The sequence below is a fragment of the Aeribacillus sp. SP014 genome (genome assembly GCF_054055575.1).
The window spans coordinates 86,795-108,079 of record NZ_JBSRXI010000001.1 but is presented as its reverse complement, the minus strand read 5'-3'; the positions used below and the strand labels follow the sequence as shown (position 1 = coordinate 108,079).

The following is a 21,285-nucleotide window of genomic DNA, read 5'->3' as shown; positions in this document are numbered from 1 at the left end:
AAAATTCATCTCCTTAAGAAAAAGTATTAAATCCCTTCTGATTCAACGTTCATATTGATAGAAAGATAAGAATAAAATCGTGCTTAACACGATCATGAAAAGCGGCAGCCAATAGAAAAGAAGGTTTTTGAAAAGAAAAAACAAAAGGATGTAACAAAGGGTGCTCCCCATACAAATGAAAGCAAAATTTTTATAGTATGAAATCAGGCTGAGAGAGGGGTCTTTTTTATATGTTCTAACAAATGCCGCCCAGCGGATAGAAAGCATGAACATGTATCCTCCAAGCCCGTACAAACCAAATGAAAGGAAATCTGTAAAAGCAGTGTTGAAATGGAAATGCCACATACCCACGCAATAAAGATAAAATAGAAAGATCCAAGCGGTATTCGAGCCTTCCAGCAGCAATGCTTTTTTCCATAGTTTTCCCGGCAGCAAAAAAAGATCTCCAGACTTTGCATATCTAATTAATCCTGAATAGTAGGAACTGCTGAAAAAAGCTCCGATTGTAAAAACGACCAAAATATAAAACCAATAAATGTTTTTTGCAATGAAAACGGGAACTAAGATGAGAAGAACAAACAAATGAGTAGCATGAAAAAAAATGTATTTCTTGGCAAGCAATATTTCGAGCCAAAGGAAAGAAAAAATACCGTTTAATCCTTTCAGCCCCCACCATGTGTGCATCTCTTTCAGGCTGTTTTTAAAAAAATCGGTTTGATGATCTTGAAACTCCGCCCAAAAATCAGCTTCTTTTACCAATTTTTCTTTGCATTCCGATTTTTTCGTTGTTATTCGAATAATCATGAACGAAAGGGCGATCATGATTAGAAAGGCAAGAAACCCTTGCAGCAAAAAGCTGTTTGTAAATAAATAGCCGATAAAGCCGATATGGTAGCTAATATACTTCTGCCAAATCAATTCATTGGCTTGAAAAAAAGAACCATAGAGAGCAATACCATATATAACGGTGAGAATGAAGGCAACAAAGGAGAAAGCAATTTTTGTTCCTTTTACAGTTCTGGCACAGGACATAGCCATTATCCATGATTCTAATAAAACAATGAGACAAAGTAATCGGATTGATTGTGCTGTTAACCGGCCAAATGGATTTCCTGCCAAAAAATAAACGGCATCAGCTGTGATTCCTGAGAGAAGACAGAGCAGCCCTTTCCAAGACAATCGCCATAATAATATAGAATAAACGATTTTAGTGAAAGAATAAGGGGCGGTATAAAGCCATATGACGTCTTGCATGAGCCCAGGTATGCGGTTGGAAAGCAGCCCAAAAATGGTCATGACAATAAAAATTCCTGAGCAAATCCATCCTGTATAGGCAATGTCCCAACTTCTGGAATTAGCCCCCCATTCAAGTTGAAACAGAAAAAACCATATAAATAAAACAAAAATGAACAGAAAGAATTTTAACCCGTGTTTTTGGCTATCGATTTCTCTTTTCGCTTGAAGGAACAAAAATGACCAAATATTAATCATTTGACCAATCCCCTAAACTGCGTATGACTTCTTGCTTCCAGGCTGGATATTCTTCGTTGTTTTTTGGTACGGCCATTTCTTTTACAATACGGCCTTCTCGAATTAATAACACTCTGTTAGCCGTTTCCAATACAAATTCGAGGCTGTGGGTGGATATGAGAATGGCGCTATGATGTTTTGATTTACGGACAAGCCAGTTGGCAAGCCATTGTTTGGAAGAAATATCCAAACCAATTGTTGGTTCATCCAATATATATATGGAAGCGTTTTGTATAATGGCGCCAGCCAAAATAACCCTTTGCTTTTGTCCCCTTGACAATTGCCCGCTTAATCGATCCGCCAACGATTCAATATTTACCTCTTTTAAAGCTTCATAAACTTTTTTTTGAAGGTCTTTTTTTTCAACTTTGAAGGCTCTGGCGCGAAATTGCAAATGTTCCGCTACGGTTAAGGTAGGGTACAAATATGGGTGATCCGGAATTAGCGAAGCGGATTGCTGCGCTTCAACCGTACCAGGGGAATGCCCCGCAATTTTGATCGTCCCATCATCAGGGGTGTATAATCCAGCGAGACACCTAATGGTTGTTGTTTTACCTGCCCCGTTTGGCCCTAATAAGGCTACGATTTCTCCTGAATGAACGGAAAAAGTTATATCTTCTACACCATCGCCGTTACGATATTTTTTCTTCAAATTGGTTACTTGGATGATCTTCATGCCTCTCCTCCATTGTTATACTGAGGGTTGTTTGAAAGTTTCACTGGCCTTCAATTTTTTCTGGAAAGTGTAATCCCAAAGTGGCTTCATGACAAGAATAAAATTATAAATAAAATGAATGGTTAAGGAGGACAGAAAACCGAACTGGATGAAAAAGAATCCCAGTATAATGCCAAAGACCACTAATTGGATCCATCTGATCCATCTGGGATGAAATCCTGTTCCTTGGTGCATAATGGCCCATAGAATGGAGGAAATGATGATCGCCAAAGCCCAATTGCCGCTCAACCACCATATCGTCGGAATGATCAACAAACGGTAGACTGTTTCCTCTGCAATGGAACTTTGCAGGCCGATGCTTAATCCTTGTTTAAATGTAAAGCCCGACAAGTAAATGGTACGATTGGACAACTCGGGAGAAATTCGCAGCCAATTTTTCTCTTCCAGCCATGAAAAAATTGCTGAAAAAAAACCTAAGCAGCCGATGCCGACACTTAAGCCGACGAAAAACTGCCATACAGCATTATCAAAAAAAGCTATTTGGAGAACATTACTCAAAGAGTGTCCTGCCAATGAACATATATATACGACGAAACCTGTGGCCAATCCTGCTAAAATTGCCGATAAGATTCCAAGAGCATAAACCATTTTTATGCTGAGGCGGGAATCATAAGTATTGACGATGCTCAGTTGAATGTCTTCTTTTATTGTTATAATGTTACAAAAGAATAGAACCGCCCCCAGCAAGATGCTTGCAGTGATGCCGGCATTTTGGCGAAGGTTGATAAGGATGATGATCGCTGCAATAACGGCCAGGCATGACGCTAATACTCCCGTCATATTTAAGGTAGATTCCATTTGCTCTTTCTTAACCGCTGTTTCGATGTCTTCTGTCAATATCTCTTGTTCTGAACCGATATAGAATATTTGCCCGTTATGGATTTCAACCGTTATTTTCATTCTTACTGGTTGAGATTCGGCAATATACCAGTACGTTTCAATATTTTCCAAGTCTTCTTCTTTTCTGCCTGCACCTGTGAATTGAGATGCAGCCCATAATCCATTATCTGAGACGGCAAGCTCTTTTTTTAATTGTTCCGGAGAGGAAAAAGCGCCTTTATGTTTCGCCATTTCTTTCTTTGACAGGTTCGCGGTGTAAAACGTAATTTCTCCATTTGAATTGATGCCAATGATGACTGATCGGTTTTCTCGAACGAATCTAATTCTCCATGATTCGACTAAACCCCAATGATATAAAATATGGCGAACTTTGTTTAACAATCCTAGGTGATGCAGCATATTGACGGTATTTCGGTCGTACCAATACATCGCATAAAAATCCCAATCTGATACATCAATGCCGGAATACCGTTTAATGAATTGCACTGCCAATTCCCGAGCTTCTTTTTTATGTAATAATAGCGATTCGTACGTTTTTGGTTTGAATTTGTAAAACAGAAAGATTCCTGCAATAGGAAGGATGATCCATAATAAATGGATGATGGTCGTCATCATGGTTTAACCTCAGCTTCTTTTTGAATGGTAAAAGGCAAATCGGCTTCAGGTAATTCTATCTTTCCTATACATCTACATTGTTTAGCAAGTCGCTTCGCTTGCATTAGCCTTTCCGGTGAACCGATCTCCTGCATGCTGTTTTTTAAGACGTGTCCAAGGGATGTATCTTCAATTTGACAAGGTGTAACTTGTCCATCCGCACGAATATACCATGACAAAAATCCCGGCGTGCAGAAATCTGTAAGACTATCATTTTGATGGTGTTCTTCCCAATCAATAATAATGATTTGATCACTCCATCTTTTTTTGGCGTCTGCCAACTGCTGCTTTACTTTCTCCTTCATTTCGCTTGTCATGTCTTGATATTCTGATGCTCTGCCTACGGGAATAGTTTGACCCGCACGAAATACAACTGCGCCAACTTCCACCGATTTTTCGATTACTTCATAAACTTCTTTGTAGTTGAGTTGGTTAACAGTCATAGCAATGAGGACGGGAACCGATGATTGAGCAAAACGTTCGGCATTTTTCAAGCTTTCGGAAAATCCTCCTTCTCTCCCTCTTAACTTGTCATGGGTGCTGCTGTTTCCATCTATACTTATTTGGACACTGACATTTCCCAAGTAGCTGATCAGTTCAATCTCATCGTCGCGCCAATTTAGGCCATTGCTAAAAAGGTTGACGTTCGTAAATAAAGAACTGGCTGTGGCAATGATTTTCAGGAAATTTTTTGTTAGCTTTGCTTCTCCGCCTGTAATGGTGATGTCAGCTACACCGTGAGATGCGAGTTTTTGCAACACTTTTATCCATTGGGAAGATGATAGTTCATCTGGATACGGTTTTCCTGAGCTTGCATAACAGAAAGGACACTTCAAATTGCACATATTTGTTAATTGAAGGGTGCAGCTGATTGGCAAATAGTACTCTGTAGATCCGGTGATCATCAAAGGGTGATTTAGCAGGCCTTTTTTCCACGCTGATGTAAATGGATGTGAATCTAGCTCGTTATTTAATTCTTCCTCACTTACCTTTTCTTTTGAAAGAATCTCCCAAATTCTTGCCGTTTTTTGAACACTGTTATTTTTGGCAAGCATTAAGGCTAATTCTGTTCCCCTGCCGCTAAGTCTAAAATAGAACATGCTTTTTCTGTCAAGCAAAATGGCCCCATGAGGTTGGAAGTGGATCGCAAATTCTGGTGAAGTGTTAGTTGCCGTTTCTAACAATTTTGACATAAAATCCTCCCTCTATAAATGTTGATATATCAATGGTTGTAGCCGTTTTAAGGGGTGTCAAAAAATTTTTTTTCGACACGTTTTCTAACTTTGTTTCTCAAATCTGTATATATATGACATTGGATGGGTGCGCTTCACTGCCACTACTCCTTTATTTTAGGGAGCAGTTAAAAAACTGCTCCATTGCAATCCTTTTGAATATAATGGTTATAGCAGGCGCATTGCCGGATGTGGGAGCCAGCAGACTCTAGTCATCGAGATACTTTTTGAGGCCCAGCAGCTCATACATCCAGCCGCTTTCACAATCGAGGTGCCTACTGGCTTTTTCAGTTCCTTGATAGCTGTTGGCTCCCACTGTTTTTTTTGCTTCTCCATAATCCCATCTCCTTCCAATTAAAAATGGTCATTATTGGAATAAAATATAACTGTTTAAAATTTAGCATAGCGATAATGTCGAAGTAAGAAATAAATTGTCATTTTGTTATAATTTTTTGAAAATTTAATATAAAGATTTCATAACAGCTTGTATTGGTGCAAGAGCTGTTTATTATTGATACAAGTTTCATGCTTATTAGCCTTTTGATACAGGATGTCCGTTTCAGCAACCGGTAAGCCTTATCATCCAACCAGCGATTAGCGATTTACGCTACGGTTTTTGTATAAACTCAAATCCATATGAAGACCTTGCCACTTCCTTCACCTCAGCCCTTTCAGTTACAAAGCGTTTCATTGATGAAAGGCATTTAGAGCGCCACATCAGGAAAATGAAAAAAATATATAAAGCGCGGCGTGACTATGTAAAAAAATGTTTGACTGAACAATTTGGCGACACAGTTAAAATTTTTGGCGATTCCACCGGTTTGCATTTAGTCGCAGAATTTCAAAACATCGTGTTTTTAATCAAGTAGTAAATGAAATAATGAAGAAGCATAAAGTGAAAATTTATCCTGTAGAAGTTCATGCTATTCAAAAAGGAATCCATCAAAACAAAATTATTTTAGGATATGGAAAATTAACAAAAGAAGAAATTGCGGAAGGCATTTTTAGATTAAGGCAGGCTCTAAATTAGGAGGTGTTCATCGTGGGGCATCTAAACGTTTGATGAAGATGAAAACATGTAGGATATTCATTTTAAATGTCGATAATAAAATTGTCCAAACATGCCCATGAAACGATAATATTGACCAAATACAAAATTTGATGAGAGCGCTGTTTATGGAGGTAAGTTTGCTGGGACTTTAAGTCATGCAGGGTTTTAATCAAACGTTTGTTTAAGGGGTTAAACTCTCTCACAACTTTGAGGGGGTTTTTTATGTGCTAAAAATTCGTTTCAAATGAATCAATTTCAGAGGATTTTATTTCATCAAATGAATTATCATAGACAGCCCCCGAACAAAACGGGGAAAAAGTTGGTATCATGCAAAACCACATGTATTTTGCCCTTTTGAGTTTTCGCTGGATCTTCAAATTCTAAGCGAATACATTTTACTTCAAGTAGAATGAAAGACAGCGGATCTTAAAGCATGCCGGATAGTGCGTCTGCTAAGTTTAAATGCCTGTATTGATTATAATATACGTTAGTTTTTATGTTGATGGCACATCATTTTGCTTTCATTCGTACCGTCTATGCCGAGTTTCTTTTTCAACGCTCGGATTTTTTCCTCAGGCTCTCGGTCGGGATTTCTGTTTTTTCCCTTTTCAGCATTATGTTGCCTGCATTGAATTTAAATTTTTATTTGATTTGTTTGATGTTATAAGATATTATAAATCTGTAAAAAAGCGGAAGGATGATGGTTTGGATATGACTAACTAATTCTATCTTTAAGCTGCATTTTTAAGGAAGCGAATATATTTTCTGGATAGGATTAGTATGTGTTTGAAAATGCTAAATACAAATCACCGCAGTGTGCCTGTAGAATAAACCTGCTGTCCAGAAAATGGAATAGCAGGTTTTCTATGTGCTTGAAATAGACCGGAAGAAAGCGTAGGTACTCACTATGTCAATGTCTCAGTGGAGAAAAATGATTATTTTAATGATTAACATGTTTATAACTATTGGAAGCTTCGGCATTATTATCCCTATATTGCCTGCTTATTTAGAGTCCATTGGTCAAGGCGGTACGGCAGCTGGTTTAATGGTCGCAATATTTGCAGGAGCCCAGCTTGTGTTTTCTCCAATTGCAGGGAAATGGACAGATCAGTATGGCCGGAAAAAAATGATTGTTTTAGGATTAATCGGTTTAACTGTTTCTATGTTTATCTTTTACGCATTTGATTCCATTTGGTGGCTGTACGCTTCGCGTGTAGTCGGAGGGATAGGCTCCGCGCTTCTGGTACCCGCTATTTTTGCTTATATTGCCGATATTACGACAATTGAGCAGCGGGCTAAAGGCAACAGTTTCATATCAGCAGCCATGTCGCTTGGGATTGTAATAGGACCAGGGGTTGGCGGTTTCTTTGCTGATTTTGGGTTGAAAATGCCTTTTCTTGTTGCAACGATCGTCTCTTTAGCTGCTGTTATTTTTTCATTAACAGTTTTAAAAGAAAGTGTTGAACAACAACATGCCCCAGAACAAAAAACGCAAATCAATGATGAGCCGATGTTAAAAAAATTGGTTTCGTCCGCTCATAAGCCGTATTTTATGCTGTTGATTATTACTCTTGTTATGAGCTTTGGTTTAATGGCTTATGAATCTGTCATCGGGTTATATATGGATGATCAGTTTGGGGCAACACCGCAAGAAATTGCTTGGATGGTTACATTAACTGGACTGATAAGTGTGATTGTGCAGTTGTTTGTGGTCGATAAGCTTGTCGGCCGCTTTGGGGAAGGAGCCGTTTTAAATTTCTTTTTAGGCGTAGTTGCAATTGGTTTTTTCCTTTCATTGTTTGCCGGCAGCTATTCTCTGTTTTTTGTCATCACCCTCTTGATTTTTCTTGCAACATCCATCTTGCGTCCTGTTTTGAACACTCTTATTTCAAAGATGGCTGGAAATGAACAAGGCTTTGCCATGGGGTTAAACAACGCCTATATGAGTATAGGAAATATATTGGGGCCGATGTTGGCGGGAATATTATATGATATTCAAATTTTGTATCCTTTCATTTTAGGATGCATTTTATTAGTGTTTACACTTTTTATTACTGTCTTTTGGCAAAACAAGTCATTGAAAAATACGAAACTGGCCAAATCCAAGTCGTCTAGTTAACGCTAAGAACTGTTGTTATTTATCACCTTTTTTAGACCGAAGTGACAAGATGAATAGGCTTGTAAAAATCTATTCTCGTTGGGAAAATTGATCCCAACCCGTAACTTTTTTAAACAGTGCGGGAATGGATCATTTGCTGGCGCCGAAGTTCAATTGAAGCCGTCGTACAAGGAAAATAAAGCGCGATCGCTTGGGCGTTTACGGATTTTTGGACAGCCTCTTTAATCAAAGGCTGTCCTTTTTTTGTATTTTGGCATGCCATTCGCATGAAACGTATTCGACCAGCTTGAAATAATTGGTATTAGAAATTAGTTAGATAGCTTAAACTGTTGAACGAACCCGTTGAGCTCTTCTGACAGATTTGCCAACTTCATGGAATTTCTTCCATCGAGCTGTTCGTCTGTTCGTATGCGGCAGATGTTTGTTCAATTCCTGCTGCAGACTGTTCAGCTAAAGAAAATCCGCACAACATTTTTGCTTTTAAGCTTATTCTCATTTGCTTTCACCTCTGTTTTGATCTTTATTTTTGCATATGCCCATAAAGCAGGGGAGAAAATGAACTAAATGAAATGGTAAAAATGAATAATTTTTATTCATATTAGATTATAGCAAATATGTTAATTGTTGAAAATTTTAGCAGTACCTTCCTTCTTCTAGACTAAAAAGAATTTGTCATATTTGGATGAAGAAATCATATACATTTAGTGAATTTTTTCACCTTGTTTTAAAAGAAAAATAAAAAGGTGCGGGGGGATATTGTGGATCATTATGTACAGGTGGAAAAAAGAATAGATGTGAGGCGAGACCAATTTGCGCTTTCTGAAGGTTATATCCATTCTTCTTTAGAAACTTCGCCATGGGTCCCGTTTGTAGAAAACGTCTGGATACGCCATTTATCTTTTGATATTCGCAGCAATACTTCCATCAATGTTCTTCGGGTTGGATCTGGCGGCACGCTTGGCAGGCATCGCCACCGCGGTCCTGTCACTGGTTATGTGATGAAAGGAAGCTGGTATTACAAAGAATACGACTGGATCGCAAAACCGGGAGATTTTATTCGCGAAAGTCCGGGCAGGACACATACACTCGTTTCCGACGAAGGGATGGAAACTGTGTTTCATTTAAACGGACCGCTTGAATTTCTCGATGATCAAGACCGTATCATTGAAACGGTAGATGTATTTTGGTTTATCGATCATTACTTAACTTATTGCGAGAAAAATAATTTGCCCATTAATAAAGATTTGTTTTTATGATCCTTTGAAACTGATGCAAAAAATGATAGCGTTTACAAATATAAAAAACCGTTCTAGTTCGGAACGGTTTTTTTCGTTTATATCTAAGAATTTCTATTTCATGAGTCAGTGCATTTGACATAATACCTTGTGGTTTCATATAATTTGAAACTAAATGATGTAAAAAGGAGCAAGACTATGGAAAAAAATCATCAAAATCCATTACAAGACATTCATCAATCAATTGTATTAGAAGCCTCAATTGAAAAAGTTTGGGAGGCGGCGGCTACGTCAGAGGGGATTGCGTCATGGTTCATGCCAAATGATTTTCAGCCAAAGCTGGGACATGAATTCCATCTGCAATCTCCTTTCGGGCTGTCTCCATGTAAAGTGGTAGAACTTGAACCGCCTTACCGCCTCTCTTTCACATGGGATACAGAAGGCTGGGTTGTTTCATTTATTTTGAAGGATTTAGGGGATAAAACTGAATTTACTCTTATTCACAGCGGATGGAAGCATCCTGACCATGTGCTGCCTAAAGTAAATGAAAAAAGCTCTGTTGTTCGTGAACGGATGAATCATGGCTGGATGAACATTTTAAAAAAATTGCAAAAGGTTGTGGAATAACAAAAAATTCATTTACGTTTTCAGATCCAGCTCGAGGAAATAACTTGGAGGAAAAGAAAACAGCAAAAAAATTAGGGAGATGATGATCTCCCCAATGCAATCGCCATATCGTCCGAAGAATAGAGGAAAAGGCGGCTGCACTTTTTTGAACAACTGAAAAAAAGATTTTTTATTAAATCTTTTCGAATACTTCCAATTTTAGCGGATGTGCTAAAGCTTCAGTCATTAAATAGGAAAGAGTTGATTCCGCGCCCCGATTTTGATTAGGGCCATCGGAATTCAGACCGTCACAGCAGCTGCCATCGCTAGGATCGACTAAAGGAATGTGATGGTCATTCCCGCCATAAAACCAGTCACGGCAGCGCAGTACAACTTGTAAGTAAGCAGAATCATCCAAAATATGATAAGCTTCGTTTGCAGCTAAAGCTAGTTTCATAACATCAATGGGCTGCTGATCCCAGTCGGCGCGATTGTGGCGGCTGCACCAACCCCGATTGCCGATTGGCCGAATGGGGGAACTGTTGAATCCGCCCATCTTTTCGATGAGAAAATCAAGACTCTCCTTGGCAATTCGCAATGTTTCATTGCGACGGTTGTATCGATAGGATAAAAATAATCCCCAAGGCAAAATTCCATTAGCATATGTCATTTGTTTTTCGAACCAATGCCAATCTTCCGTTCGGTGCTCTTTATATGCTGTTAATAAACTATGTTCGCATGTCTCTGCCAATTGTTTAAGTTCATCTTCTGCTATTCCAAGAGAGGAAATGCTGTTTTTCTTTTCCATGAGCAGTTTGCTGCAGCTGGCCAGCACCCATGCTTGGCTGCGGGCAAAACGAAGCTTGCGGCATGCAGAAAGGGCATTGCGCAAAATTTCTGCTGCCACATAGCGGCGGGCATTGTCATTAAGTTTTAAATAGGCCATTGTCACTGCCCAAACTGATCGACCAAGACAATCTTCAGAACGAGTTTCCGATTCAGGTGTTCGGTCATAATAAAAGTTATTATGAAACCATCCATCATCCCTTTGAGCCCAAAGCAAAAAGGCTAAATACCGATCAAGCATTCCGTAGAGTCTCTTCAATTCAGACGGTTCATCTTGAAGAAGCTCTATCCATTCAATACATAGCCAAAGGGCGCGCGCATTGTCGTCTGTTGAATATCCTTCTTTACGGCGCGGAATCCGGCCGAGGCAATGCTCGATCAACCCTGTATCGTCAGTTAAACGTTCCAAATGATCAAAATTAATATTTGGTTGGGGCAACGTGTTTCACCACGCTTTCGTTCGGCTCTTTCACACCCTTCTCATCCAAGTCCATTTCGCCGATTTTGGCAAACAGCTTCAAATATTGCATCCCGACAGTTGGCCAATGGGTTGCCTTTCCAATCTGCCGAATTCGATTTTCCCATTGGTGTAATGCATTGTCATCCATTAATAGCTCTTTTAATCGCTGTTCCCATGCTTTGATGTCGCCATACGGAAGAAGCAGTTCTTCACAGCCTTTTAATAAATCTTGCGCATGCTCGTATGGCGTGGAGAGAATCGGACGGCCTATTCCAACGGCATAAGCCAGCGTTCCGCTTGTGATTTGCTGCAAGCCCGGATAAGGAGTTACATATAGATCACACGCTGTTAAGTAGGAGACGAGCTCCTCTTCATTAAAGTAACGGTCAATCATTCGGACATTCTCTTCTAATCCGAGCTGACGAATCATGTTTTGCAGCTCTTCACGGTATGATTCTCCTTCCCGCTTTTTCACTTCAGGATGCGTTTGTCCCGCGATAATATATAACGTTTCCGGTACTTCACGGACAACTTCTGGGAGGGCTGAAATTAGAGACTCGATTCCTTTGCCGCGATTCAGTAATCCAAATGTAAGCAATACTTTTCTGCCTTCAAATCCCAGTTGGCGGCGAAGCTGATCCCGCTCGTTATCTCGAGGTTTAGGCGATCCATGTGGAATGTAGACAATTTTATTTTCGGGCAAATTATACGCTCGGACTAAATAAGAGACAGCCTTGCGGTTCATGACGACTATAGCGTCGCTTAAATCGGCAATTTCCTGCTGGACTTGCCGATATGGCGGCTTAGGATCAGAGAAAATCGTGTGAAACGTCGTAACGAGCGGTTTATTTAATGCGCGTACAAAGTCGACTATGTACTCTCCCGCTTCACCGCCGAAAATGCCGAATTCATGCTGCAAAACTACAACAGAAATATCGCTTCGATTGACCCTTTTGGCCATCTTCACATAAGCTGAACGATCTTGCATTGGCAAAGGCCAAAATCTCGGATTATTTTCATATACATTTCTGTCATCATTTTCATTATAAAGTACAATGATTGGATCACGATTACCGCGTTTGCCAGCAGCGCTTACGTTTGTAAATACATGTTCAGTGAAGGTAGCAATACCGCAGCGGCGCGGAGGATATGTGCTGACATATGCAATTCGACTCATGCTTGCATCACCCTCTCATATTGGTTCAAGATCAAGTTGTCGTACACTTTACCTTCATTTAAGAATGTCTTGTAAGCCATAATACTGTTGTTGACACGAATATTATCGCTTATGCTTGATTGATCCCAAAGAATAGAGTTTGAAAAATGCACTTTGGAGCCAATGCGGCAATGATCACCAATCACTGCAAACGGGCCAATTACTGACTGATCGCCTACCTCGACATTATCCCCGATCAAAACAGGAGGGATAAAGCGGACGCCAGATCCGATTTTGGTGTCTTTTCCTAACCAAACGCCCGGTTGAACTTGATTTCCGCGAGTAGGCAACGGGTTCCGATTTTCAAGAACGTCCCAATGAATTTTCCGGTAACGTTCTGGTGTTCCCATATCAAACCAGTAACCGCTGCTTATTTTTCCGTATACACTTTTGCTTTTTTGAATAAGGGTGGGAAATGTTTCACGTTCGATAGAAACTTCGCGTCCTGCTGGAATGTAGCGCATTACTTCTGGTTCAAGAATGTACAAACCAGCATTGATCAAATTTGATGGTGCTTCTTCACGACGAGGCTTTTCAACAAAACGCAAAATCCGGCTGGAATCGTCCAGTTGAACGACACCGTAAGAAGAAGGGTCATCTACTTCCGTCAGTGCAATTGTGGCGATCCCGCCGCTTTGTTCATGAAATTCAAGAAGAGGAATCAAGTTTGGCAAGTGAACAATGTCGGCATTTACAACAAGAAATCTTTCCTTCAAAAATCTTTCAGCATTTTTGATAGCTCCTGCTGTTCCCATTTGATGTGTTTCATCAGAGTACTCAATGTCTACACCGAAACGTTTGCCGTCTCCGAAGTAATTTTTTATGACATCTGAACAGTGATGTGAGGCTATTACGAATTGGTTGATTCCTTGATCGCGAAGATAAGTGATGAGGTGTTCGAGCCATGGCCGGTTAGCAATGGGTGCCATCGGTTTCGGCAAATTTTCAGTTAATGGGCGTAAACGTGTTCCTAAACCACCAGCTAACAGTAATGTTTTCATTTGTCATCCCTCCATTAGTCTATGATTATGAAGTTCATAACAGATGGATGAATGAAAAATGAAAGTGGTGTATATTGTTAGCACTCAAACCTACTGGTTGCTAATAAATATTATAACAAAATTTCTTATATAAGTAAAATGTATGAATTTCAACTCAGTCGGGGGTTTTCCTATACTTAATGAAAAAAGGGGCAAATATAACACCTTTTGTTTAAAGTCTCTACTCCGATTGATAGAAGCTTAAAAAATGTTTGAAAAACCTCTAAGAAGAGTGCTGTTTGTTTTAATGTCTAATTATTCAGAAAATCTATCAAAAGCCTTATGAAATGATATAATCTCCTTGAATTTTATGAAGAAAGCAGGTGATATCGTTGAACTATTGTCAACAATGCGGACACCGATTAGAAGAAAATCAAACATTTTGTACGAATTGCGGCGCGAAAGTCGTAGAATCACAAAACGCCGTACAATCGCAAAATGTAATGAAGGCAGGGGAGGGATCAGGATCAAGAAGACCGGTGCTGGCAACGAAAAAATCTAAGATTTTTGCAAGTATTGGAGTTCTATTAATTTTAGTAATTGCAAGTTCATTTTTTATTGTAAAATCGGTCTATAAACCGACAAAACTGGCGGAAAATTTTATTCTAGCGATCAACAATCATGATGCAAAAAAAGTGGCTCATTTACTAAACTCGAAGCAATCGGATATAAAAATAGATGAAAAAGTGGCCAAACAATTAATTGACCATTATCAAATGAACCCATCGGAATTTTCTGAACTGAAAAATAGCTTGCATAAAGAAGCCGTTATTTATGAAAAAGGGGCATTTCCTGAGCATACAGATGCTGATATTTCGATCAATAAACTAGGAAAAAAATGGTTATTTTTTGACTATTATGCACTCATACCTAAAAATTTATATATTGTCGTAACGGCAAATCATGATAGCCATATTTACATAGATGGAAAAAAATATGAACCTATAAAAAAAGACGAAGAACGGACTTACGGGCCGTTTTTGCCAATCAATCATAAAGTGCAAGCAGTATACAAAGGAGAATACGCAGACGTAAAGCAAGTGGAAGAAGTTTCGCCAAGTGATGCAGAAGAAAATAAAGTGTACATAAATTTTGATTTAACTGGAGATTATGTATATTTATATTCAAATATTGAAGATGCCACTTTATTCGTCAATGGAAAGAGCACAGGTTTAAAAATTTCGGATGTAGAAGAGTTTGGACCAGTTGCAACAGACGGTTCGATGACGCTTCATGCCGAAATAAAAACTGCTGATGGTACGGTGAAAAGCAATAAAAAGACAATTAAAGAAGCCGGGGAAACGATTGATCTATTATTTGAACAAGAAATTCCAATGGAAGATTTCGAAGATGTTGGAGATTCATTAAAAGACTATCATGATGAACAATCGGAGATCGAAAATGTGATTATGAGCCATTATACTAGTATCTCAAGCGGTGACTACGAAACTGCATATGCAATGTTTTCCTCAAGCCGTCGCAGTAAAATTAGCTATGAAAAATGGTCTAAAGGGCTAAAAAACAATTTTAAAAATGAAGTTACGAATGTAAGTGTGGAAAGTATAGAAAATGATCAAGCGACAGTGAGTTTTCAATTAACTTCTTATGACAAACAGGACGACGGCTCCACATTAGTACAAGAATGGGGAGGGAAATGGTATTTAGTGAAGGAATCAGACGGCTGGAAATTAGCAACGCCTGAAATTAAAAAGCTAAATACTAGAACGGAATGAAATGGAAATCTTTGCTTCTCATTTTCGCCATATTTATTTTGAGTATTTTTGCCATTATATCAATCCCGAAATTGCCGCTCTTTCAGGAAAATCAAAAAACAAAGATTCAAGACCAGCATGAAGAACCGGAAGTAAAAGAAGCGGGTAATGTTGCAGCTTTGCAAGAAGAAAAAAACGATAAGAAAGAAGAAACGGTCGAAGAAAAAGCAGCTAGAATAGTGGATGATATGTCTTTGGGCGAGAAGGTCGGCCAGCTTTTGATGGTGGGCTTTAAAAGCACGGAAAAAGACGAGGAAATAACCGATTTAATCGTAAACAAACATATCGGTTCTGTCATTTTGTTTGACCGCAACATGGAGACTCCGGAACAAGTTGCGCAATTAAATAATTCTTTGCAAAGGCTCGCGCTGAAAAAGCGGTTTGGAGTGCCGCTTATGATCGGAGTGGACCAAGAAGGGGGAGACATTTTGCGGATGAGAGAAAAAGTGTCTCCCATCCCATCCCAACAGAAGCTAGGGCAAGCTGCAAATGAAAAAGCGGTGTACGATATTGCTCTTCTGAACGGAAGGGAATTGGCTGCCATGGGATTTCATCTAAATTTTGCACCCGTTTTGGATTTGTCAGAGACTGACAGCCGATCTTTTGGTACAAATCCGGAAGCGGTCTATACGTATGGTGCAAAAGTGGTTCAAGGATTGCATGAAGCGAAGATTACAGCAACGCTCAAGCATTTTCCCGGCAACGGAAGAAGCAGCGTTGATCCGCATATTGACACTTCTTCTGTAAAAGCGGACAAATTGGATTTGGAGAATTCCGATATTTATCCATTTAAAAAGCTCATTGAAAATACAGATCACAATCAATTCTTCATTATGATGACTCACATTAAATATCCAAGTTATGATCCTAGCAAACCAGCAAGTTTATCTTCTGTTATGATTCAAAAGCTGCTTCGGGAAAAGCTGGGGTATAAAGGAATTGTTGTCACGGATGATCTTGAAATGGGCGCAGTAAATAAATATTATTCATATGAAGATATGGCAATCGAAGCGATTAATGCCGGAGCGGATTTGCTGCTTGTTTGCCATGAATATGAGCATCAAGTGGAGGTTTATAATGGCTTAGTGAAAGCAGTGAAAGACGGAAAAATTCAAGAAAAGCGCATCAACGAAGCGGTGACAAGAGTGCTAATGCATAAATTATCCACTATTCAAAATCCGATCGTTGATCCGCAATATGCGAAAGAAACAGTTGGAAGCAAGGAGCATAAAACACTGATCGAAAATTGGATGAATACAAAGGAACAGTGATTCAATTAAATTCGTAGAAGATCTTCATTCAATGTTTGGGCAAGCCGATTGTAGGCGGCTGCCCATGTTATACCAATCAATAGAGGAGGAACAATAGAGGAAAATGATTTGTCATCAATGTGGAAATGAACAAGAAAAAGGAAATTTTTGTGGGAAATGCGGGGCAAAATTGAATAATGATCTAAATCTACAAGAAACAGCGGGAGGCGGCGGGGATCAGGTTTCAATTAACAGAAATCCCCAACCGTCTTATGGCCAAGCAGCTTCCACGCAAATGAATGAACATGTAGAAAAGGTTAAAAAGCAGTCGAAAGTGTATGGAAGCTATTTCGTTCATTTTTTGAAACATCCGTCATCCATTTTTGGCAAAGAAAAAAATGAATGGGTGAATGGCTTTATCAGCATTATTTTATTTGTGTTCATTGTCACACTAACGGTTAGCGTTTTTGTCCGCAATCTATTTAAATCGGCAATTCATGGTACTCAAGGACTGATAAATGAGTTTTATGATGGACCTTCGTATATTTCGGTCTTTTTTAATGTTTTTATATTTGTTTTTCTTATTGTTGCGCTCGTGTTATTGTGTATGTTCATTGTTAATAAATTGTTTGGATCAAGTGCATCTTTTAAAGAGGTAACAGCTATATATGGAGCACATCTTACCACTGCGATCATTGTTTCGCTTATCGCGTTATTGCTAGTTTTGTTAAAATCCCATGTTTATGGAAACATTGTGCTGAGCATTTCACTTTTGCTTGCGATCGTTTTAATTCCATATTATTTGATAAGTGTACTGCTAACGAAATATTCAAAAGGAATAGATCCTTTATACTCATTTATTATCTATGTTGCTATATTTTCCATCGTGTTTGCGATTTTTATCGGTATATTGGCTGATTCGGCAATGGGGAGAATTGTTGATCAATGGAGATATTTTTGGTGATGGAGTGACATTGAACATTTTGAACGAATCTAAATATTAGCTGCTTTAATTTTCATACAATATAGACTACACAATGAGTACCGTTAAGCCTTAAAAGCATCAGATCACCTTCTGCGCTGGTATGCCCGCCGCATACCAGCGTTTCATATGTTAATAGGCTGATTTTCATTCTATTGTATGATATGACGTTTTAAGTTGAGGTCATTATGAGAGAATTGGAAGCAGTATGGAACAATTGGCCGATATTCTAGGCAAACTATAAGCTGAAACTGGACATATTTTAATCGTTTGCCTAAAATGAAGCTAAAGGGAATACCAAAACAATCCAAAAAATTGTTTTCAAAGGAAGGTGATGCTCAACATGGATGCAAAGGCGAAAAAAACGGCTTTACGTGGAATTACATATGGCTTGTACATTGTCGGAACGAAAGATGAAAACGGAGCCAATGGATTTGCTGGAAATTGGTTGACGCAAACCTCTTTTGAACCGCCTTTAGTTGCAGTTGCCGCAAAAGCGGGTACACGTTCACAACAACAAATTGCCAAAAGCGGAGTGTTTAGCGTCAATATTTTGGAGACGGGTCAGAAGGACATGGTTACTGCCTTTTTCCGATCCATTGAGCCGGAAGGAAACAAGCTGGCTGGATACGAATTTTATACGGAAGAAACAGGATGTCCGATTTTTAAAGATGCGTTGAGCTTTTTTGAGTGTAAAGTGGTGGAAAAAATAGAAAAAGGTGACCACTATATTTACGTTGGTGAAGTGTTCAATGCCGGAGTGCATCGGGAAGGCGAACCGCTAACATTGAAAGAAACCGGTTTCTATTATGGAGGCTAAACTTTTTATAAGAATAATGTTCTGGTTAAAAAGACCTGCAAATTTTATTATTTGAGACAAAAAATAAGAATATAGTTTTGTTCGGCTAAAGGTTGAAGCAAGATTTTAAAGGATAAGCGATGATGACTTACGATTATTTGAAGCAGGCGTTCATTTCCGCCTGCTTCAAGCGTTTTTTCCAAGTGAATGTACGTAGTATAAGTATATGAATTCATTGAAATTTTCGTAAAAAAATAGTATAATATAATTTATTGTACGAATCATGCAAATTATTTTAATAAATTAATTTTAAAAAATTTCATCATGGTGGGATAAATAATTATGGATAAGGATAACAAGCTATCATTTTCTTCGCTTGCTGTCATTGGAGTTATGTTGTTTGCCCTATTTTTTGGGGCAGGGAATCTAATATTTCCGGCTCAGCTTGGACAAAATGCCGGGGAAAATCTGTGGTTTGCTGTTACTGGATTTATCATTACTGGAGTTGGATTGCCGTTTCTCGGGATTATAGCGATGAGTTTTTCCGGAAGCAGTGATTTACAAGAGCTTTCTAGTAGAGTTCATCCGACTTATGCCGTCTTTCTTACATCATTGCTCTATTTAACAATTGGTCCTTTTTTTGCAGCACCGCGGACTGGAACTGTTGCGTATGAAGTCGGTATTGCGCCGTTTGTTGCTGAGGAATTTCATCAAGTTGGATTGTTTATTTATACGCTGCTATTTTTTGCTGTGACTTTTTGGTTTTCTTTATACCCGTCTAAGATTGTCGATAATGTTGGAAAACTTCTAGCGCCTGGAATTGTGATTCTTCTTGCCATACTTTTATTTATGGTAGTTGTGAATCCTATTGGGGACATTGGTTCAGCGCAAGGCGTGTATAAAATTCATGCGTTTTCCCAAGGTTTTATAGATGGCTATAGTACAATGGACGCCCTTGCATCACTTGTATTTGGCATTATTGTGATCAATGCCATACGCAAATTAGGTGTAACATCAAAAAAAGATATTCTGAAAGCAACAACAAAATCAGGAACTGTTGCCATTGCGCTTCTCGCACTGATTTATATTGGAATTGCTTATTTAGGAGCAACAAGTACAGAAGCTTTCGGAATTTTTAAAACAGGCGGACCCGTTCTCAGCAATGCAGCTTCACATTATTTTGGCACATTCGGTTTAATTATGCTGGCTATTATTATCATCCTTGCATGTTTAACGACTGCCATCGGATTAATAACGGCGAATGCTGAATATTTTCATAAATTGATTCCGAGAATCGGCTATAAAACGTGGGTTGTCTTCTTTAGCATACTTACTTTTATAATAGCAAACTTTGGATTAGCGAATATTATTACATTTTCTATCCCTGTCTTAATGTTCATCTATCCGCTAGCGATTGTTTTGATTTTGTTAACGTTCTTGTCGCCGCTTTTCCATCACGCACGCATTGTATATGCTTCAGCGACTGGAGTTACATTTTTAATTAGTATTTTTGATGGTTTGAAATCATTATGTGATTCACTTGGAATTGATTATTTCGGATGGATGGTACCAATTGTTTCGTTCTATGAACAAGTATTGCCATTTTATAAACAAGGACTCGGCTGGTTTATTCCAGCGATTATTGTCATTATTATTACAGGTATTGTCGGAAGGATTCAGGCCAAATCAACTGTTAAAGCGTAAAATGTTCTATTATATATAGAAAGAATAGTTTGAATTTTTGTAAGCTATAAAAAAGGAACTTTCTTAAGGAAGGTTCCTTTTTTGATCAAACTTGACCATTGACAATTTTTTTATAAAGTAAAGGAAGATTCTTTTTATTATTTAGTGATTATGGTATTTTTCTTGTAGAGGTTAAAGTCTATCCACCCTTCGCAAGTTCGGATTTAAAAATAAAGGATATTTAGCAGCTGCTAGAAGTATCCCCTTTACAATATAATGGAATGATATCAGAAGCTTTGAAGATGTATGCCGTTCTTTAGACTTTATTAATTGAGAGAAAACCTTTAAGGAAGGGAAATAGGAATATATATTGTAAGGGTAACATCGGCCGCCAGATGGTTCTATGTTCGGCAGCTGAATGCAATTTGTGATTAGTTGATGAACAGAAAAGAAGGATTTCATTACACTTTATAAAAGGAAGTGTGACGTTGTGAAAGCCAAACAATTATTGGTATTACTATTTATTACAATAATCATTTCTGCTTGCAGTTCAAATAAAGAACAATCAACCATGGAGCACGCGCCGAATGGCGACTTGTGGGAAACAACTGCTTCAAGGGATGAACTGCCGACCTTTTTAAATGAATATAGCGAAAACATTCAAATCATCTATCAAGCAGCCGGAAAATCAATGGAGCTGCTGCAATGGATTCCTTGTTATTGTGGCTGCGGCGATCATGCCGGACATCGGAGCAGTCTAAATTGTTTTGTTAAGCAAGTAAATCAAAATGGTTCTGTTGTATGGGATGACCATGGAACACGCTGCAACGTCTGCTTAGAAATTGCAGCAGAAGCAATCAAAATGAAGCAAGATGGAAAAACGGTAAAAGAAATTCGCCAATATATAGATGAAAAATACAAAGAAGGCTATGCGAACCCGACAGACACACCAATGCCGTTATAAAGAAAAGGATGAGACCAATTATTGGTTTCATCCTTTTCTATGTTTTATGCTTTGTCGAAACTGTTTTTGTCCTCAGGACTTGATCATGATGGAAAAAGGCTTGTGATTAGACATTTAATCTTGAATGTCCATCAATACTGTTTTTTTGTTATTTTTACATAATAAAATTGTCGGAGAAAGCTCCTTCGGCTTTTTTTTGACCGATCCTCCACGCTTTCCAACAAAGAATTATTTATAATCATATTCCCTTTCGCTCCATGACCCATTTTC

General features: G+C 38.6%; 19 protein-coding genes. 10 read left to right on the top strand and 9 right to left on the bottom strand.

Annotated elements, in window-relative coordinates; all coding sequences use genetic code 11:
* Positions 1-42 precede the first annotated feature (42 nt).
* The 5 genes from skfF to skfA form a co-directional block, all read right to left on the bottom strand.
* A complete protein-coding gene (skfF, locus tag ACVIJU_RS00555; RefSeq protein WP_456687149.1) occupies positions 43-1,491 on the bottom strand; it encodes a sporulation killing factor system integral membrane protein in 1,449 nt (482 codons plus the stop codon).
* The gene (locus ACVIJU_RS00550) at positions 1,484-2,206 is read right to left on the bottom strand and encodes an ABC transporter ATP-binding protein (RefSeq protein ID WP_063386521.1); all 723 of its coding nucleotides are present in this window, start codon (positions 2,204-2,206) and stop codon (positions 1,484-1,486) included. Before ACVIJU_RS00550 ends, skfF begins: the two co-directional genes overlap by 8 nt.
* Before the next feature lie 15 nt (positions 2,207-2,221).
* Positions 2,222-3,721 (bottom strand): CPBP family intramembrane glutamic endopeptidase, encoded by a 1,500-nt coding sequence (locus tag ACVIJU_RS00545; RefSeq protein ID WP_456687148.1) that lies wholly within the window; start codon positions 3,719-3,721, stop codon positions 2,222-2,224.
* The gene (gene skfB, locus ACVIJU_RS00540) at positions 3,718-4,953 is read right to left on the bottom strand and encodes a sporulation killing factor system radical SAM maturase (RefSeq protein WP_456687147.1); all 1,236 of its coding nucleotides are present in this window, start codon (positions 4,951-4,953) and stop codon (positions 3,718-3,720) included. Before skfB ends, ACVIJU_RS00545 begins: the two co-directional genes overlap by 4 nt.
* Positions 4,954-5,160: 207 nt before the next feature.
* On the bottom strand, positions 5,161-5,328 hold the full coding sequence (gene skfA / locus ACVIJU_RS00535; RefSeq protein ID WP_456687146.1) for a sporulation killing factor: 168 nt from the start codon (positions 5,326-5,328) through the stop codon (positions 5,161-5,163).
* Positions 5,329-5,872: 544 nt separating this feature from the next.
* On the opposite strand from skfA, the gene ACVIJU_RS00530 reads away from it, so the two are divergent.
* Together ACVIJU_RS00530 and ACVIJU_RS00525 are read left to right on the top strand one after the other, a co-directional pair.
* Positions 5,873-6,022 carry a hypothetical protein gene (locus tag ACVIJU_RS00530; RefSeq protein WP_456687145.1) on the top strand — a complete coding sequence of 50 codons (150 nt, stop codon included), beginning with the start codon at positions 5,873-5,875 and terminating at the stop codon, positions 6,020-6,022.
* 928 nt (positions 6,023-6,950) lie between these two features.
* Positions 6,951-8,162, top strand: a complete 1,212-nt coding sequence (locus tag ACVIJU_RS00525) for an MFS transporter (RefSeq protein WP_456687144.1) — start codon at positions 6,951-6,953, stop codon at positions 8,160-8,162.
* Positions 8,163-8,532: 370 nt separating this feature from the next.
* On the opposite strand, the gene ACVIJU_RS00520 is transcribed toward ACVIJU_RS00525, so the two are convergent.
* Complete coding sequence (locus ACVIJU_RS00520) at positions 8,533-8,658, bottom strand: hypothetical protein (RefSeq protein ID WP_257790162.1); 126 nt, start codon at positions 8,656-8,658, stop codon at positions 8,533-8,535.
* A gap of 262 nt (positions 8,659-8,920) precedes the next feature.
* On the opposite strand from ACVIJU_RS00520, the gene ACVIJU_RS00515 reads away from it, so the two are divergent.
* Complete coding sequence (locus tag ACVIJU_RS00515) at positions 8,921-9,418, top strand: 2,4'-dihydroxyacetophenone dioxygenase family protein (protein ID WP_222422782.1); 498 nt, start codon at positions 8,921-8,923, stop codon at positions 9,416-9,418.
* 177 nt (positions 9,419-9,595) lie between these two features.
* On the top strand, positions 9,596-10,024 hold the full coding sequence (locus ACVIJU_RS00510; protein ID WP_456687143.1) for an SRPBCC family protein: 429 nt from the start codon (positions 9,596-9,598) through the stop codon (positions 10,022-10,024).
* Between the two features lie 172 nt (positions 10,025-10,196).
* Here ACVIJU_RS00510 and ACVIJU_RS00505 read toward each other — a convergent pair whose 3' ends face one another.
* The 3 genes from ACVIJU_RS00505 to ACVIJU_RS00495 are packed head-to-tail and all read right to left on the bottom strand — an operon-like array spanning position 10,197 to position 13,526.
* Positions 10,197-11,288: a glycosyl transferase gene (locus ACVIJU_RS00505; protein ID WP_117017018.1), complete on the bottom strand. Its 1,092-nt coding sequence runs from the start codon at positions 11,286-11,288 to the stop codon at positions 10,197-10,199.
* A complete protein-coding gene (locus ACVIJU_RS00500; protein WP_117017019.1) occupies positions 11,269-12,486 on the bottom strand; it encodes a glycosyltransferase family 4 protein in 1,218 nt (405 codons plus the stop codon). The genes ACVIJU_RS00505 and ACVIJU_RS00500 overlap by 20 nt, the downstream gene beginning before the upstream one ends.
* On the bottom strand, positions 12,483-13,526 hold the full coding sequence (locus ACVIJU_RS00495; protein WP_063386531.1) for a sugar phosphate nucleotidyltransferase: 1,044 nt from the start codon (positions 13,524-13,526) through the stop codon (positions 12,483-12,485). The genes ACVIJU_RS00500 and ACVIJU_RS00495 overlap by 4 nt, the downstream gene beginning before the upstream one ends.
* A 371-nt stretch (positions 13,527-13,897) precedes the next feature.
* On the opposite strand from ACVIJU_RS00495, the gene ACVIJU_RS00490 reads away from it, so the two are divergent.
* The 6 genes from ACVIJU_RS00490 (at position 13,898) to ACVIJU_RS00465 (ending at position 21,015) form a co-directional block, all read left to right on the top strand.
* Entirely contained in the window at positions 13,898-15,298 is a 1,401-nt protein-coding gene (locus tag ACVIJU_RS00490) for a zinc ribbon domain-containing protein (RefSeq protein WP_158640151.1), read from the top strand.
* Positions 15,295-16,608 carry a beta-N-acetylhexosaminidase gene (gene nagZ, locus ACVIJU_RS00485; RefSeq protein ID WP_117017021.1) on the top strand — a complete coding sequence of 438 codons (1,314 nt, stop codon included), beginning with the start codon at positions 15,295-15,297 and terminating at the stop codon, positions 16,606-16,608. Before ACVIJU_RS00490 ends, nagZ begins: the two co-directional genes overlap by 4 nt.
* Before the next feature lie 103 nt (positions 16,609-16,711).
* Entirely contained in the window at positions 16,712-17,551 is an 840-nt protein-coding gene (locus ACVIJU_RS00480) for a zinc ribbon domain-containing protein (RefSeq protein WP_117017022.1), read from the top strand.
* Between the two features lie 361 nt (positions 17,552-17,912).
* Positions 17,913-18,389, top strand: a complete 477-nt coding sequence (locus tag ACVIJU_RS00475; protein ID WP_066250491.1) for a flavin reductase family protein — start codon at positions 17,913-17,915, stop codon at positions 18,387-18,389.
* Between the two features lie 321 nt (positions 18,390-18,710).
* Entirely contained in the window at positions 18,711-20,072 is a 1,362-nt protein-coding gene (brnQ, locus tag ACVIJU_RS00470) for a branched-chain amino acid transport system II carrier protein (RefSeq protein ID WP_144596898.1), read from the top strand.
* A 469-nt stretch (positions 20,073-20,541) separates the two neighbouring features.
* Positions 20,542-21,015, top strand: a complete 474-nt coding sequence (locus ACVIJU_RS00465; RefSeq protein WP_063386536.1) for a PCYCGC motif-containing (lipo)protein — start codon at positions 20,542-20,544, stop codon at positions 21,013-21,015.
* Positions 21,016-21,285 lie beyond the last annotated feature (270 nt).

Excerpts from the sequence above, each read along its gene's own strand:
- ACVIJU_RS00530 (WP_456687145.1), top strand. The coding sequence starts at position 5,873 with ATGAAGAAGCATAAAGTGAAAATTTATCCTGTAGAAGTTCATGCTATT.
- nagZ (WP_117017021.1), top strand. The coding sequence starts at position 15,295 with ATGAAATGGAAATCTTTGCTTCTCATTTTCGCCATATTTATTTTGAGT.
- ACVIJU_RS00545 (WP_456687148.1), bottom strand. The coding sequence starts at position 3,721 with ATGATGACGACCATCATCCATTTATTATGGATCATCCTTCCTATTGCA.
- ACVIJU_RS00480 (WP_117017022.1), top strand. The coding sequence starts at position 16,712 with ATGATTTGTCATCAATGTGGAAATGAACAAGAAAAAGGAAATTTTTGT.
- skfA (WP_456687146.1), bottom strand. The coding sequence starts at position 5,328 with ATGGAGAAGCAAAAAAAACAGTGGGAGCCAACAGCTATCAAGGAACTG.
- ACVIJU_RS00525 (WP_456687144.1), top strand. The coding sequence starts at position 6,951 with ATGTCAATGTCTCAGTGGAGAAAAATGATTATTTTAATGATTAACATG.
- skfB (WP_456687147.1), bottom strand. The coding sequence starts at position 4,953 with ATGTCAAAATTGTTAGAAACGGCAACTAACACTTCACCAGAATTTGCG.
- brnQ (WP_144596898.1), top strand. The coding sequence starts at position 18,711 with ATGGATAAGGATAACAAGCTATCATTTTCTTCGCTTGCTGTCATTGGA.
- ACVIJU_RS00500 (WP_117017019.1), bottom strand. The coding sequence starts at position 12,486 with ATGAGTCGAATTGCATATGTCAGCACATATCCTCCGCGCCGCTGCGGT.
- ACVIJU_RS00495 (WP_063386531.1), bottom strand. The coding sequence starts at position 13,526 with ATGAAAACATTACTGTTAGCTGGTGGTTTAGGAACACGTTTACGCCCA.
- skfF (WP_456687149.1), bottom strand. The coding sequence starts at position 1,491 with ATGATTAATATTTGGTCATTTTTGTTCCTTCAAGCGAAAAGAGAAATC.
- ACVIJU_RS00475 (WP_066250491.1), top strand. The coding sequence starts at position 17,913 with ATGGATGCAAAGGCGAAAAAAACGGCTTTACGTGGAATTACATATGGC.
- ACVIJU_RS00550 (WP_063386521.1), bottom strand. The coding sequence starts at position 2,206 with ATGAAGATCATCCAAGTAACCAATTTGAAGAAAAAATATCGTAACGGC.
- ACVIJU_RS00520 (WP_257790162.1), bottom strand. The coding sequence starts at position 8,658 with ATGAGAATAAGCTTAAAAGCAAAAATGTTGTGCGGATTTTCTTTAGCT.
- ACVIJU_RS00510 (WP_456687143.1), top strand. The coding sequence starts at position 9,596 with ATGGAAAAAAATCATCAAAATCCATTACAAGACATTCATCAATCAATT.